The organism is Mycobacterium sp. NGS24 (genome assembly GCF_059813065.1).
In genome coordinates this window covers 267791-281518 of the sequence record NZ_JCALDW010000002.1, presented here as the reverse complement: position 1 = coordinate 281518, position 13728 = coordinate 267791, and the positions used below count along the sequence as shown (strand labels likewise).

The 13728-nt window shown below is 67.3% G+C and carries 10 protein-coding genes; 2 read left to right on the top strand and 8 right to left on the bottom strand.

Annotated elements, in window-relative coordinates; genetic code table 11:
* Nucleotides 1-25 precede the first annotated feature (25 nt).
* Nucleotides 26-664: a TetR/AcrR family transcriptional regulator gene (locus tag AC5Y6Y_RS04260; protein ID WP_463825166.1), complete on the bottom strand. Its 639-nt coding sequence runs from the start codon at nucleotides 662-664 to the stop codon at nucleotides 26-28.
* A 76-nt stretch (nucleotides 665-740) separates the two neighbouring features.
* Here AC5Y6Y_RS04260 and AC5Y6Y_RS04255 point away from each other — a divergent pair, with 76 nt between their 5' ends.
* Nucleotides 741-1994: an oxygenase MpaB family protein gene (locus AC5Y6Y_RS04255; protein WP_473139650.1), complete on the top strand. Its 1254-nt coding sequence runs from the start codon at nucleotides 741-743 to the stop codon at nucleotides 1992-1994.
* On the opposite strand, the gene AC5Y6Y_RS04250 is transcribed toward AC5Y6Y_RS04255, so the two are convergent.
* Nucleotides 1963-2610 (bottom strand): pyridoxamine 5'-phosphate oxidase family protein, encoded by a 648-nt coding sequence (locus AC5Y6Y_RS04250; protein ID WP_473139651.1) that lies wholly within the window; start codon nucleotides 2608-2610, stop codon nucleotides 1963-1965. The genes AC5Y6Y_RS04255 and AC5Y6Y_RS04250 overlap by 32 nt on opposite strands.
* Before the next feature lie 40 nt (nucleotides 2611-2650).
* Here AC5Y6Y_RS04250 and AC5Y6Y_RS04245 point away from each other — a divergent pair, with 40 nt between their 5' ends.
* Nucleotides 2651-3976 (top strand): aminotransferase class I/II-fold pyridoxal phosphate-dependent enzyme, encoded by a 1326-nt coding sequence (locus AC5Y6Y_RS04245; protein ID WP_463825169.1) that lies wholly within the window; start codon nucleotides 2651-2653, stop codon nucleotides 3974-3976.
* Nucleotides 3977-3980: 4 nt separating this feature from the next.
* Here the strand turns inward: AC5Y6Y_RS04245 and AC5Y6Y_RS04240 are convergent, their stop codons facing one another.
* The 6 genes from AC5Y6Y_RS04240 to sucT all read right to left on the bottom strand — a co-directional run bounded on the left by AC5Y6Y_RS04240 (nucleotide 3981) and on the right by sucT (nucleotide 13400).
* A complete protein-coding gene (locus AC5Y6Y_RS04240; RefSeq protein WP_463825170.1) occupies nucleotides 3981-4268 on the bottom strand; it encodes a DUF4190 domain-containing protein in 288 nt (95 codons plus the stop codon).
* 358 nt (nucleotides 4269-4626) lie between these two features.
* Nucleotides 4627-5004, bottom strand: a complete 378-nt coding sequence (locus AC5Y6Y_RS04235) for a nuclear transport factor 2 family protein (RefSeq protein ID WP_463825171.1) — start codon at nucleotides 5002-5004, stop codon at nucleotides 4627-4629.
* Complete coding sequence (treZ, locus tag AC5Y6Y_RS04230) at nucleotides 5001-6725, bottom strand: malto-oligosyltrehalose trehalohydrolase (protein ID WP_499918250.1); 1725 nt, start codon at nucleotides 6723-6725, stop codon at nucleotides 5001-5003. The genes AC5Y6Y_RS04235 and treZ overlap by 4 nt, the downstream gene beginning before the upstream one ends.
* Nucleotides 6718-9018: a malto-oligosyltrehalose synthase gene (gene treY / locus AC5Y6Y_RS04225; protein ID WP_499918251.1), complete on the bottom strand. Its 2301-nt coding sequence runs from the start codon at nucleotides 9016-9018 to the stop codon at nucleotides 6718-6720. The genes treZ and treY overlap by 8 nt, the downstream gene beginning before the upstream one ends.
* A 3-nt stretch (nucleotides 9019-9021) precedes the next feature.
* Nucleotides 9022-11202 carry a glycogen debranching protein GlgX gene (glgX, locus tag AC5Y6Y_RS04220; protein ID WP_463825174.1) on the bottom strand — a complete coding sequence of 727 codons (2181 nt, stop codon included), beginning with the start codon at nucleotides 11200-11202 and terminating at the stop codon, nucleotides 9022-9024.
* Nucleotides 11203-11255: 53 nt separating this feature from the next.
* Nucleotides 11256-13400: an acetyltransferase SucT gene (gene sucT / locus AC5Y6Y_RS04215; protein WP_463825175.1), complete on the bottom strand. Its 2145-nt coding sequence runs from the start codon at nucleotides 13398-13400 to the stop codon at nucleotides 11256-11258.
* Between the last annotated feature and the right edge of the window lie 328 nt (nucleotides 13401-13728).

The following is a 13728-nucleotide window of genomic DNA, read 5'->3' as shown; positions in this document are numbered from 1 at the left end:
TCCGGCGAGTCCGCGGGCGTGACGATCAGTCCGCGGGTGTGACGACGCCGCGGACCACGGCGACGCACAGATCGGCGCAGATCGTCGCCAAACCGTCGGTGCTCTCGACCGGCTCGCGCAGCCAGGCATCGATGATCTGATTGACGCCGCCGACCATGAACTGGGCGCCGCGGCGCAATTGGTCAGGCGGGGGCGGCTGCGTGGCGAGCACCCGCGGAGCCTGCTCGATGACCGAATCGGTGATCATCTCCAGGATGCTGGTGCGGTGTTCGGCCAGCCCGGCGACGGTGCTCACGTCGCCGGTGGCGATGCGGTGGATGTGCGGGTCGGCGGCGATGATGTCGAGGAAGGCCTGCAGCGCGGACCGCAGTTTGTCCGTCAAGGTGCCGGGATTGGCCACGCCGGCCAGGAGCAGCGCATCGAGGAGCTGATCGCGCACGTCGTCGGACACGGCGAACAGCAGTGCCTCCCGGTTGCTGAACTGCTCGTAGAAGTAGCGGGGGATGAGGCCGGCCGCGGTACACACGCCGCGCACGGTCACCTCCGCGACTCCCGATTCACCCCAGATCTGCCGGCCTGCTGCCAGCAGTTTGCGACGGCGTTCGGCGCGACGGTCGTCGGCGCTGATCCCGCCGTAGTCGCGAACCACCCCCGCGCGCTTCATTGACAGCACCTTACCCGCGCTCTACATTCGGATCACAGCCGTTATCCAAAACTCGGTTTCCCTCAGGAGGGGCGAAATGACTGCCCAGACGCCCATTCCCACCCGCCACCCCGACCGGCCCCGAAGTGTCCCCGCGGCCGTTCGGTTGTTGGCGATGGCGCTGGGAGTGCGGGGGCCGTCGCCGCAGCAATGGCGCCATCTCGGTGAACGGCTGACCGTCGGTGACCCGCCGATGGACCGCTTGGTCGATTGGATGGCGTCGACGGATCTGACGCACGGGCGCTCGTTGTTCGAACGTGCCCTCACCGAGGGCATCGCGAATGTGCCGCAAGCACCGGAACCGTTGCGCGACTTCTTTTTTCAGGTAGAGGCGACACCGGACTGGGTCGACTGGGAAGTGATGCGCCGTGGGCAGCGCGCGCTGCGCCGAGGCGGCGCCGACGGCATGTACATCGCGCGCGACGTCTCGCTGCTCGGCGGGTACCAGTTCTCGGGATTCAATAAGACTCTGGTGCGCACCGGCGCGCTGGAGAAAGGCTCGAACCGGCGCTTCGCCGAGACGATGCGCTGGGCCATCGATGTCATCGACGACGGGGAAATGGTCCCGCACGGTGTCGGCTACTGTTCGACGCTTCGGGTCCGGTTGATCCACGCCCTGGTTCGTCGACACGTGGCGGCGATGCCGGACTGGCGAGCAGCGGACTGGGGATTGCCGGTCAACCAGACCGATATGGCCGCCACGCTGGTGGGCGCCCTGATCGCCCCGACTGCCGGTGCCCTCGGCATGGGCATTCTGCAGACGCCGGGTGACCTCGACGCGATCGCGCATCTGACCCGCTACGCCGGCTGGCTGATCGGGGTCGACGACGACTGGCTGCCAAGGAATTTTCGCGATGGGATCCGGGTGCTCTTCCACACCCTGACGGCGCTCTCCGATCCCGACGAGTCCACCAAACAGCTCGCGGTCCCGATGGTCGATGACCCGCTGACCTGGCACTATCGCACGCTGCCGGGCCTGCGCCGCCGCTTGGCCTGGGCCCAACACCTGTCGCTGACGAGCGGGTTCCTGGGGCCGCGCGCCATGCGCGCGCTGGGTTTGCCGGTGTACATGCCGCCGTGGTTCCCGCTGTTGCGGCTGCCGGTCAATCTGGTCCGCAGTGTCCTCGCCCTGACCCGGCCGGACGGCCTCGACCGTGCGGCCGCCCGCGGCCAGCGCGAGCAGGAAGCGTTGTTGCGCACCATCATCGGTGACGGCGGGGTCACCATCGGCGGAGCCGCCGCGCACCTGACGGCCGGGGTCAGGGCCGCAGATACGGCGGCAGTGGGGTAGCCGGATCGAGTTCGGCGGCCGGTACCGGTGTTCCGGTGGCCAGGCACAGTGGTATCACCCCGGCCCAGTGCGGCAGGACCAGATCTTCCGGCTCGTCGGCCACTCCGCCGGCGCGCACTTTGGCCGACACGTCGACCAGGTCGAGGGCCAGCACCGCGGTGGCGGCGAGTTCACGCGCGTTCGGGGGCCGGCAGTCCGCGGCCCTGCCGTGTCGGATGTGGTCCAGCAGTGCGGTCAGGGCGTGTGCTTTCTCTGTCGGGTCGTGCACCAGGCGTGCGGTGCCCATCGCCACCACCGAGCGGTAGTTCAGCGAGTGGTGCATCGCCGACCGGGCCAGCACCAGCCCGTCGACCACGGTGGCGGTGACGCAGACGCCGATCCCGGCCGTGCGGGCGGCCAGCATGGGACCGGCACCGGATGACCCGTGCAGGTAGAGGGTCTGTCCGACCCGCGCGTGGGTGGTCGGCAGCACCACCGGACGGCCGTCGGTGACGTAGCCCAGGTGGCAGATCAGCGACTCGTCCAGGATGCGGTGCACGGTCTCGTGGTCGTAGCGGGCCCGATCCCGGTACCGGCTGGGAGTTGTGTGCGGAGCAGGTTGATATGCGGTGGCCATCGGCTTGCCTTTAATGTTGTACTAGTACATAATGATTAACGTGCCAGTACGATACAACATATCCGGAACCGGCGCCGACTCGATTGCCGCAAGCGTCGAAGAGGGCATCTCGCAAGGCGCCCTGGCCCCCGGCGACACCTTGCCGTCGATCCGGGAAGTCGCGACCCAGTTGGGCGTGAACCCCAACACCGTGGCCGCCGCCTACCGGCTGCTGCGCGATCGCGGCGCGATCGAGACCGCGGGGCGGCGCGGCACCCGGGTGCGGCACCGTCCCGCGACCACCTCCCGTTCGTTGCTCGGCATCGAGGTTCCCGACGGCGCGCGCGACCTGTCCAGCGGCAACCCCAGTCCCAAGCTGCTGCCGATCGCCGCGGCCCAGCTGGCCCCGCCGCCGGGTGCACCGGTGTTGTACGGGAAGCCGGCCATGTCGAGCGCGTTGCTCGATCACGCCCGCGCCGACCTGTCCGCCGATGGTGTCAGCGCCGAGCACCTCGCGGTCACCAGCGGTGCGCTGGACGGCATCGAGCGGGCGCTGACCGCTCATCTGCGCCCGGGCGACCGGGTTGCCGTCGAGGATCCGGGGTGGGCCAACTTGCTCGATCTGATTGCAGCTCTTGGTCTTTCGGCCGAGCCGGTGCAGGTCGACGACGACGGGCCACTGGTGCTGAGCATGGCGCGCGCGCTGCGCCGCGGGGTGCAGGCGGTCATCGTCACCCCCCGTGCGCAGAACCCGACCGGGGCGGCGCTGTCCAAGGAGCGTGCCGCCGCACTGCGCCGGTTGCTGGCGGGCAAGACCAGCGACGTGCTGGTGATCGAGGACGACCATTGCGCCGGCATCTCCGGTGCCCGGTTGCACCCGCTGGCCGGTGCGACGCGCCGCTGGGCGTTCGTGCGGTCGACGTCGAAGGCGTACGGGCCGGACCTGCGCCTGGCGGTCATGGCGGGGGACCGCCGCACCGTCGAACGGGTGCATGGGCGGCTTCGGCTGGGGCCGGGCTGGGTCAGTCATCTGCTGCAGGACCTGGCCGTGCGCATGTGGCTGGACGAGGAGGTGACGGACCTGGTGATCGCCGCCGGGGACCGGTACGCCAACAACCGCAACGCCTTGTGCGACGCCCTGGCCGAGCGCGGCGTAGCCGCGCAGGGGCGATCGGGGCTCAATGTCTGGGTGCCGGTTCCGGACGAGACGGCGGCCATCACCCGGCTACTCAGTGCAGGCTGGGCGGCGGCTGCGGGCACCCGGTTCCGGATCGACGCGCCGCCGGGGATGCGCGTCACCATCGCCGAGCTGAGCCATGACGACATCGAGCCGCTGGCGGATGCCATCGCCGATGCGGTCCAGGGCACCGGGCGACCCAGCGTGTGACCGATCAAGTGAGCAGCAACCACACGAATACGAACGCGTAAACAGCGAATTGGGCCGCCGACAGCGTGATGCCGGCGATGGCGAACCGGCGCCCGGTGCGGTCGCTTACGTCGGTCTCATACAGCGCGTTCACCCCGAAGGGGATCGTCACCAGCCAGCACGGAATGAATAGGAAGAAGTACTGCAGAACGCCGAAGGCCAGGCTGAGGATGGCCAGGTTGCTGGTCTTGCACCGCTTGCTTGAGCGGGTCTCGAACGTGGCGGTGGCCGGTTGCGGGGCGATCGTCGTCATGCCAATAGCGTCGGGCACCGCGCTTGGTAGATCCTTGGCGGTTTCGCACCGTCGCGGGCAACGCGTGCGGTGCATTGGGGCCGATGGGGGCGACCGTCGACGGTGGTCGGTGGTCGGCTCACTGTCCCCACGCGCCCCAGCCGTCACCGCGCCGGGAATGGGCTCGGCTTCGCCCAGCTCCGAGCGACAATCCCACCTCACAGCGACGATGCGCCGTCGTGGCCTGACTGCGGGACCATCCGCACAACCGCGACCGGCACACTTTCGGACGCGAATTGTCGCTGGTAGGTGAGAAAGTCGCGATGAGGTGGGCAAAGATGTGTTGCCCGCGAAAATCCGCTGCGGCGGGCGGGCAGAGTCATGCCCAGATGCCCTGCTTGTAGCCGCAGTTCCATACTTCGGTGATCCGGCCGTCGACGACCCGGAAGATTTCGATGCTCCCGATGTCCACCGCGGTGCCATCCTTCAATGTCATCGGGGATTGGTAGACCACCGCGACGTGTTCGCCGTCGTCACCGGCGATCACCAGGTTCAGGTCAAAGCGAATGGTCTCGAACATCGCCCAGTGTTCGACGATTCGGTTGACCGCCTGCTCGTGAGTGAGGGTGGTCGCCTCACCCACGTCGTGGCGAATCACCGTGGCGCCCATCAGCTCTTCGGCCAGCGCGAAGTCACGCTGATTCCACACGACCAAGTTGTACAGCTCGACTACCTCGCGCGCGGTGCGGGTGTTCATGGACAGCGCAGCACTGCCACCGAATGACCGGGTAGCCGGGTCGCGTCGGTGCCGACGTCAGGCGTGTCCCAGGCCAACACTGGTTCGCCCGTCACCGGCACGCTCACCGGCCCGGCACTGAGGTTACAGGCGATGGCCAACTGGTTGCGGCGCAGCACGATCCACTGCTGTTCTTCGTCGTAGTCGGTGACGAGATGATCGAGCTGCGCGTCGGACAGATCGGCCTCGTTGTGCCGCAACGCAATCAGCTCTCGATAGAAATCCAGCAGCCGTGCGTGCTGCTCGGAGGTGACTTCGGCCCAATCCAACTTCGAGCGCAGGAACGTCTGCCGATCCTGCGGGTCGGGGATGTCGTCGGCGTCCCAGCCGTGTTCGGCGAACTCCGCCTTGCGGCCGTCGCGGGTGGCCTGCGCGAGCTCGGGTTCGGGGTGCGAACTGAAAAATTGGAACGGAGTCGACGCTCCCCACTCCTCACCCATGAAAAGCATTGCCGTGTACGGCGACCCGAGCACCAAAGCGGCCTTGACGGCGAGTTGCCCCGCGGTCAGGTTCTGCGAGGGACGGTCTCCCAGCGCACGGTTGCCCACCTGATCGTGGGTGCAGGTGTAGGCCAACAGTCGGGTTGCCGGCACCCGGGCGGGATCGAGCGGACGGCCGTGCCGGCGGCGACGGAATGACGAATACGTGCCGGCGTGGAAGAAGCCGTGGCGCAGGGTCTGCGCCAGCGTGGCCACCGCGCCGAAGTCCGCGTAGTAGCCTTGCCGTTCCCCGGATACCGAGGTGTGGATGGCGTGGTGGACGTCGTCGGCCCACTGTGCCGTGATCCCGTAACCACCCTGATCGCGCGGAGTGATCAACCGCGGGTCGTTGAGGTCGCTTTCGGCGATCAGTGCCAGCGGACGCCCCAATTGCTGTGACAGCCAATCAGTTTCGGTGGCGAGCTCCTCCAGGATATGCAGCGCGGTGGTGTCCACCAGTGCATGCACCGCATCCAGTCGCAACCCGTCGGCGTGGAAGTCGCGCATCCAACGCAGCGCACAGCCGATGATGTAGCGGCGCACCTCGTCGGAGTCGGCGTCGGCGATGTTGATGCCCTCACCCCAGGGGTTACTGCCCGACGACAGGTACGGGCCGAACCGCGGCAGGTAATTACCGGACGGCCCGAGGTGGTTGAACACCGCGTCGATCAGCACCCCCAAGCCCCGCGCGTGACAGGCGTCGACCAGCCGGACCAACCCGTCGGGCCCCCCGTAGGGTTCGTGCACGCTGTACCACAGGACGCCGTCATAACCCCAACCATGGGTTCCGGCAAAGGAATTCACTGGCATCACCTCGACGAAGTCCACGCCGAGATCGACCAGGTAGTCCAGCTTGTCCACCGCCGAGTCGAAGGTGCCGCCGTCGGTGAAAGTGCCGATGTGCAGCTCGTAGATCACCGCACCCTCGACCCGTTTGCCGGCCCAGTCGCTGTCCGTCCAGACCGCCGTCGCCGGATCCCACAACTGGGAGCGTTCGTGTACCCCGTCGGGCTGGCGTGGTGAGCGCGGATCGGGCAGCACGGTGGGGTCGTCGTCGAGTAGGAAGCCGTAGCGCGCTTCCGGTGGCGCGGCTACGTCGGCGTGCCACCATCCGTCGTCGGAACGGGCCATGTCGTGCACGGCACCGTCGACGTCAAGTCGCACCTGCTCGGGAATGGGCGCCCAGACCCGGAATTCAGCCACGGTCACGCTCCAGCAGGACGACCGGCAGGTCCGCGAACAGTTCACCGGCCGACGTCGGACCGCTGGCCATGGCGCCGGTCAGCCGATCGGTCCAGGAACCGTCGGGCAGCGGCAGGACCGTGTCACCCCAGCCGGTGTCGGCCAGCCGCACCGTCCAGCGGGTCACCGCAACCAGAATGTCGGGGCCACGGCGAAACGCCACCACGTGGTCGCCGGCCTGACCGACCGGCAGCACCGGTACGTAGTCACCGTCCACAAAGCAATCCGGCCGCGTGCGCCGCATCCGGAGCGCGGTGGTGACAACCCGAATCTTTGGATGTTGCAACTCTTTCAACGCAGCACGGCGGGCCGTGTAATCGACCTCGCGACGATTGTCCGGATCCACCAGGCTGTCGTCCCACAATTCGGTGCCCTGGTAGATGTCGGGTATGCCGGGCACGGTGAGCGCCAACAGCTTCTGGCCCAGCGCGTCGCTGGCGGCGTGCGGATTGAGCTGGACCACCAGTTCGGTCAGCGCGCCGGCCACCGGACCGTCCAGGACGGTGTCCACCCACCGGTGCACGGCGTCTTCGAATTCGGTGTCCGGATCGTTCCACGTCGTATGCCACGCTGCTTCGCGGATCGTTTTTTCGGCGTAGCCGTGCAGCCGGTCGCGAAGTTCGTCGGTCACCTCGCCGGTCACCGGCCACACCCCGAAGATGTTCTGCCACAGGAACTGTCCAGTCGCCGGCTCGGGCGACGGGGCCTGGACCTCCCAGCGTCGGACGAACTCCGTCCACAGCGAGGGCACCTGGGACAGCACGCCGATCCGGGCCCGGACATCCTCGCCTCGTTTGGTGTCGTGGGTGGTGAGCGTGGTCATGGCGCGTGGCCACAGCCGGGCGCGGGTCGCGGCGCTCTGGTGGAATTCGCCGGCGCCGACGCCGAATCGGTGCGGCTCGCCGCCGACTTCGTTCAGTGACACCAGCCTCGCATCGCGGTAGAACAGACAGTCTTCGACCGCCTTGGCGGTGACCGCGCCACACAACTGCTGCAGCCGGGTGGCGGCCTCACCGCCGTCGGCGAGTGCGGCGGCCAGCACCTGCAGCGCCGGGCCGAACTCCGGTCGCGCGGCTTGGGTTTCGGCCAGCGCGGTGGGCAGCAGAGCGGCCAGCCCGCGGTAGTCGCACCGGTAGACGTCGATATGGGTCAGCAGCGCCGCCACCGCGTCGGACAGCAGCGGATCGTCCGACCCCGCGGTCGCCACGATGCTGCGCCGCAACCGGGCCAGTTCACTGGCCAGCGTGTCGGTGGCGGCCCGGATTTTGAGGTCGGCCAACATCTGGGGCATGTCGGCGTAGGACATCCCGGCGGATTCGACGAGCGCGGTGAGCGCCGGGGCACCGGTGGGGTCGACGAACACACCGCCCACTTCCCGCAGCACGTCATATCCGGTGGTGCCGGCCACCGGCAGGGTCGGCTCCAGCGCCTCGTCGACCCCCAGGATCTTCTCGATCACGATCCACGCCTCGGGCCCTACCAGCGTGCGCAGCCACGCCAAATATCCTGCCGGATCGGCCAACCCGTCGGGGTGGTCGATCCGTACCCCGTCCACGAGTCCGTCCCGGAACCAGCGAGCCACCTCGGCGTGGCTGGCGTCGAATACCGTCTGATCCTCCTGGCGCAACCCGGCCAGCGAGGTAATCGAGAAGAAGCGGCGGTAGCCGACGACGCCGCGCCGCCAGCCCACCAGGCGGTAGTGCTGCCGGTCGTGCACGTCCGGCCCGGCGCCGTCGCCGGTGCCGGGGGCGATCGGCAGCGCCAGGTCGCCCAGCCGCAGCAGATCGCCGTCGACACTCAAGTCGGCGACGTCGTCGTCGGAACCCAACAGCGGCAGCACAATTCGGCCGGCATCGTCCAGCGACCAGTCGATGTCGAAGTAGGAGCTGTACGGCGAATCTTTCCCGTGCCGCAACACATCCCACCACCAGTCGTTCTGCTGCGGATCGTCGATGCCGACATGGTTGGGCACAACGTCGACGATCAGTCCCATGTTGCGTGAGCGCGCCGCCGCGGCCAGCCGGGCCAGGCCCTCCGGCCCGCCCAGCTCCGCGGACACCGTCGTGGGATCGGTGACGTCATAGCCGTGCGAGGAACCGGTGGCTGCGGTCAGGATGGGGGACAGGTACAGGTGTGACACCCCGAGTTCGTCGAGGTAGTCCAACAGGTCCTCGGCGTCGGCCAGGGTGAACGCAAAACCGCTGGATTCGCCGCGCAACTGCAACCGATACGTTGCCGAAATTGGAAAAGGCATGCGTCACAACGTCTTACGCAGCACGAACATGGAGCGTCCGGGGGCTACCAGCTCTTCGCCATCTCGGAACACCCGCTCGGACGCGCCGGTAGGACAGGTCGTGTCGAGTTCCACGATCCACTCTCGGGCATATTCTTCGCGGGGCATTACGAAGGTCACCTCTTCGTGATAAGCGTTGAAGCACAACAGAAATGAGTCGTCGACCACCCGTTCGCCACGACGGTTGGGTTCGGCCAGCGCCTGACCGTCCAGAAACACCGCGATCGATTTACCGAAGTCGTTGTCCCAGTCCTGGGCGGTCATCTCCTGCCCGGACGGCGTCAGCCAGTTGATGTCGTGCACTCCGGTACCGCTGCGGATCGGCTGTCCCTTCAGAAAGCGTCGGCGCCGAAACACCGGGTGTCTCTTGCGCAGCGTCGTCGCTTTGCGGGCGAACGCCAGCTGGTCGGCGTTGTGTTCCACCAATGACCAGTCCATCCAGGACAATTCGGAGTCCTGGCAGTACACATTGTTGTTTCCCCATTGGGTTCGGCCGATCTCGTCGCCGTGCGAGATCATCGGCGTACCCTGGCTGACCATCAGCGTTGCCCAGAAGTTGCGCATTTGACGACACCGCAACTCGGTGATCTCCGGGTCGTCGGTAGGGCCTTCCACGCCGCAATTCCAGGACCGGTTGTGGCTTTCACCGTCGCGGTTGTCTTCGCCGTTGGCGGCGTTGTGTTTCTCGTTGTACGACACCAGATCATGCATCGTGAAGCCGTCGTGCGCGGTGACGAAATTGATGCTGGCCGAAGGGCGTCGCCCCGTCGCCTCGTACAGGTCCGACGAACCCGTTAGCCGGGAAGCGAACTCACCCAGGGTTGCGGGTTCGCCCCGCCAATAGTCGCGCACAGTGTCGCGGTATTTCCCGTTCCACTCGGTCCACAAACCTGGGAAATTGCCGACCTGGTAACCGCCTTCACCGACATCCCACGGCTCGGCGATCAACTTGACCTGGCTGACCACCGGGTCCTGCTGCACCAGGTCGAAGAACGCCGACAACCGGTCGACGTCGTAGAACTCGCGGGCCAGCGTGGCCGCCAGGTCGAACCGGAAGCCGTCGACATGCATCTCGAGCACCCAGTAGCGCAGCGAGTCCATGATGAGCTGCAGGGTGTGCGGGTGGCGCATGTTGAGGCTGTTGCCGGTGCCGGTGAAGTCCTTGTAGTGCCGCAGATCTCCGTCGACCAGCCGGTAATAGGCGGCGTTGTCGATGCCTCGGAAGTTGATGGTCGGTCCGAGCTGGTTGCCTTCGGCGGTGTGGTTGTAGACGACGTCGAGGATGACTTCGATGCCGGCCTCGTGGAAGGCGCGCACCATCGACTTGAATTCGGCGACCGCGCCGCCCGGCTTGCGGGTCGCCGCGTACTGGTAGTGCGGGGCGAGAAAGCCGAATGTGTTATAGCCCCAGTAGTTTCGCAAACCCAGATCGACCAGCCGGTGATCGTGCAGAAACTGGTGCACCGGCATCAACTCGATGGCGGTGACGTTGAGCGACTTGAGATGCTCGATGATCACCGGGTGCGCCAGCCCGGCGTAGGTGCCGCGCAGTTCGGCGGGGACGCCGGGATGGGTTTGCGTCATGCCCTTGACGTGCGCCTCGTAGATGATGGTCTCGTGGTAGGGCGTGCAGGGCGCGCGGTCCGATGCCCAGTCGAAGAACGGGTTGATCACCACACTGGTCATCGTGTGGCCGAGCGAGTCGACCATCGGCGGAATTCCGGTCTCCGACGGGTCCTGGGCCGCGACGGCCAGATCATAGGAGTACAGCGCCTGGCTGAAGGTGAAATCGCCGACGAACGCCTTGCCGTAGGGGTCGAGCAGCAGCTTGCTGGGATCGCAGCGATGGCCCGCCGCCGGATCGAACGGTCCGTGTACGCGAAATCCGTAGCGCTGCCCGGGTGTAACAGTCGGCAGATAGCAATGCCAGAGGTAGCCGTCGACCTCGTCGAGTTCGATCCGGGTCTCGGTGCCGTCACGGGCGATCAGGCACAGTTCGACCCGGTCGGCAACTTCGGAGAACAACGAAAAGTTCGTGCCGGCACCGTCATACGTGGCGCCGAGCGGAAACGGCGCGCCGGGCCACACCATCTTCACCGACGGCGACTCGTCGGCGCCGTCAAACGCGAAGTCGGTCCCGGCCATCACTCGACCTTAACGGTGTCGGGGTCACACCGGACGGTATGCGGGAAGACCCCTCACCACCAGCCGGTGACCGCCGCGATCTGCCGGCCCAGCTCGGGCGCCAAAGTGCGCATGTACGTCGGGGTCAAGTGATGCGGATCACGGTAGATCAGCACGTTGCCCTCGACCGCTCGGCAGGTGTCCGGCTCGCATATCGCGTCGGACAGATCCAGAGGCTTCAACAGCGGGAACTGCCCGACGAAGTCCAGCGTGCTGTTGCGCTCGGAAAGCAGCTCGGAGCGTTTGATCTCGCACGAGTGCGATCCGGTGGCCTTGGCCAGGCAGTCGGCCGGGTTGAACGGCTGGCCATCCTTGACCAGCCAGGGGGTGTCCCGCACGCCCAGGATCGGAATGTTGTTGTCGGACAACGTCTGCCAGATGCCGATGTAGGTGGCGGGCATCACGTCGCCGGACTTGATATTCCAGGGGCGCGTGGTGGTGGTGAACACGTAGTCGGGACGGTCGGCGACCAGCTTGGCCATCGTCGTCTCCACCCATTGGCGGCACTGCGGATACGGCGCGTTGTTGCCCATGATCAGTGGGACCTGCTCGGTGGACAGCGCGCAACCCATCTTCAGGTAGGTCACCACCCGGAAGTGGTGAATGCGGCCCAGCAGGTCAAGCGCGGTGAGCCAGTGTTCAGCGTGCGACCCGCCCGCCAGCGCGATGGTGCGGGGCGCGTCGGTGTCGCCGTAGGTGCAGTTCACCACTGCCGGGTTGACGAAATCGCTGATGCAGCCGTCGCGGGTGGAGGCGGGCAGGTCCTCCTTGACCTCCAGCACAGTGGGCCGCATCCGCAGACTGGGCACCCGGACGTGCTCGGTCAGGGCCCGGGCGCCGGGGTAGTCGGCGGCGCTGAGCCCGCTGAGTTCCTTGCCCGAGGCCCGCTCGACGACCAGGTGCTCGCGCCAGGTGAACGACGTGGCGGTCAGCGTCACGGCCAGCAGTGCCACGACCGATCCCAGCGCGATGGTCGGGCGGCGCAGTCGAACCTGCCAGGTGGCCTCGTGAGATGGCTGAGGAGATGCCCGGTAGCGCAACGGATCCTCGATGTGCCGGGAAGTCAGGTACGCCAGGACCCCGGACACCAGCAGCACGGCCAGGCCCTCGACGAAGTTGGCGTGCTTGTGGCCGGTGTAGGACAGCCAGAAGATGAGCAGCGGCCAGTGCCACAGGTACAGCGAGTAGGCCATCGCGCCCAGCGTCACCAGCGGCCGTGCCGCCAGCAGGCGGCTGGGCAGCGGCATCTTGCCGCCGGTGGCGGGATCGGCGGCCAGGTTGGCCCCGGCCAGGATCATCAGCATCGTGGCGCCGACCGGCACCAGCGCCCACGGGCCGGGAAATTCCTTGACACCGTCGATCAGGGCGCCGCAGGACAGAATCGCCGCCAGCGCCGCGGTGGCGACACCGGTGCGCAACCACATGGGCCAGCGCAGATAGGGCACCAGGGCGCCGACCAGCACGCCCAGCAACAGTTCCCACGCGCGGGCGAAGCTGTTGTAGTACGCGGTCGACTGGTTCGCCTGATGAGCGACGACGGCGAAGACGAACGACGCCACCGTCAGCGCGCTCAGCACCACCACGAACAAGGTCCGCAGATGTCTGCCCAGCGGGGCTCTGAACAGATAACCGCAACCAGCGATCAGAATCAGGAACGCGACGTAGAACTGGCCCTGCACCGACATGGACCAGATGTGCTGCAACGGGCTGACAGCCTCCCCGGCACGCAGATAGTCCGAGGCCGAATTGGCCAGCTCCCAGTTCTGGTAGTAGCCGAGGCTGGCCAGGCTCTGGTCGGCGAAGGTCTCCCACCGTGTCTGCGGCTGCACCAGCACAGTGAGCAGCGCACACGCGGCCAGCACGACGATCAGCGCCGGCAACAGCCGGCGCACCAGTCGGACGAACTCGGTCACCGGCGACAGCGACCCGCCCAGCCCGGCGCGCAGCACCTTGCCACCGAAGAAGAACCCGGACAGGGCCAGAAAGACGTCCACGCCGCCGGACACCCGGCCGAACCAGACGTGGAACACGGCAACCAGCGCGATGGCGATGCCGCGCAGACCGTCGAGATCGTGGCGGTAGAACCCCGACGAACGGGTGCCCATCGCGCCCGACGCCGGGTCGGCGGCCGGTGCGCTAGGCGGGGTCGAAGTCTGCATGATCACCGCTAACTTACCGAAAACCGCCACTTGCTCCTGCCGGAGCAAGTGGCGGTCGCCGGGAGCCTGCCGGGAGAGGGGAGGCTACCGGGCGGGCGCAGCCGGCACCAACTGCAAGGGCGGCGTCGGTACCGGCTGGCCGGGCACCTGCTGGGTGGGCAGCTGCTGCTGCGGAGCCTGCTGACCGGGCAGCTGCTGCACGGGGGTCTGCTGTAGCGGGGCCTGCTGCCCGGGTAACTGCTGGGCGGGGGCTTGTTGCAGTGGCGCCTGCTGCGCGGGAGCCTGCAGCAGTGGCGCTTGTTGGCCGGGCAGCTGCTGCACCGGGGCT

What these genes read in the sequence shown, in the direction of transcription:
- AC5Y6Y_RS04260 (WP_463825166.1), bottom strand. Translation starts at nt 664, where the DNA reads ATGAAGCGCGCGGGGGTGGTTCGCGACTACGGCGGGATCAGCGCCGAC.
- AC5Y6Y_RS04255 (WP_473139650.1), top strand. Translation starts at nt 741, where the DNA reads ATGACTGCCCAGACGCCCATTCCCACCCGCCACCCCGACCGGCCCCGA.
- AC5Y6Y_RS04250 (WP_473139651.1), bottom strand. Translation starts at nt 2,610, where the DNA reads ATGGCCACCGCATATCAACCTGCTCCGCACACAACTCCCAGCCGGTAC.
- AC5Y6Y_RS04240 (WP_463825170.1), bottom strand. Translation starts at nt 4,268, where the DNA reads ATGACGACGATCGCCCCGCAACCGGCCACCGCCACGTTCGAGACCCGC.
- AC5Y6Y_RS04235 (WP_463825171.1), bottom strand. Translation starts at nt 5,004, where the DNA reads ATGAACACCCGCACCGCGCGCGAGGTAGTCGAGCTGTACAACTTGGTC.
- treY (WP_499918251.1), bottom strand. Translation starts at nt 9,018, where the DNA reads ATGCCTTTTCCAATTTCGGCAACGTATCGGTTGCAGTTGCGCGGCGAA.
- glgX (WP_463825174.1), bottom strand. Translation starts at nt 11,202, where the DNA reads ATGGCCGGGACCGACTTCGCGTTTGACGGCGCCGACGAGTCGCCGTCG.
- sucT (WP_463825175.1), bottom strand. Translation starts at nt 13,400, where the DNA reads ATGCAGACTTCGACCCCGCCTAGCGCACCGGCCGCCGACCCGGCGTCG.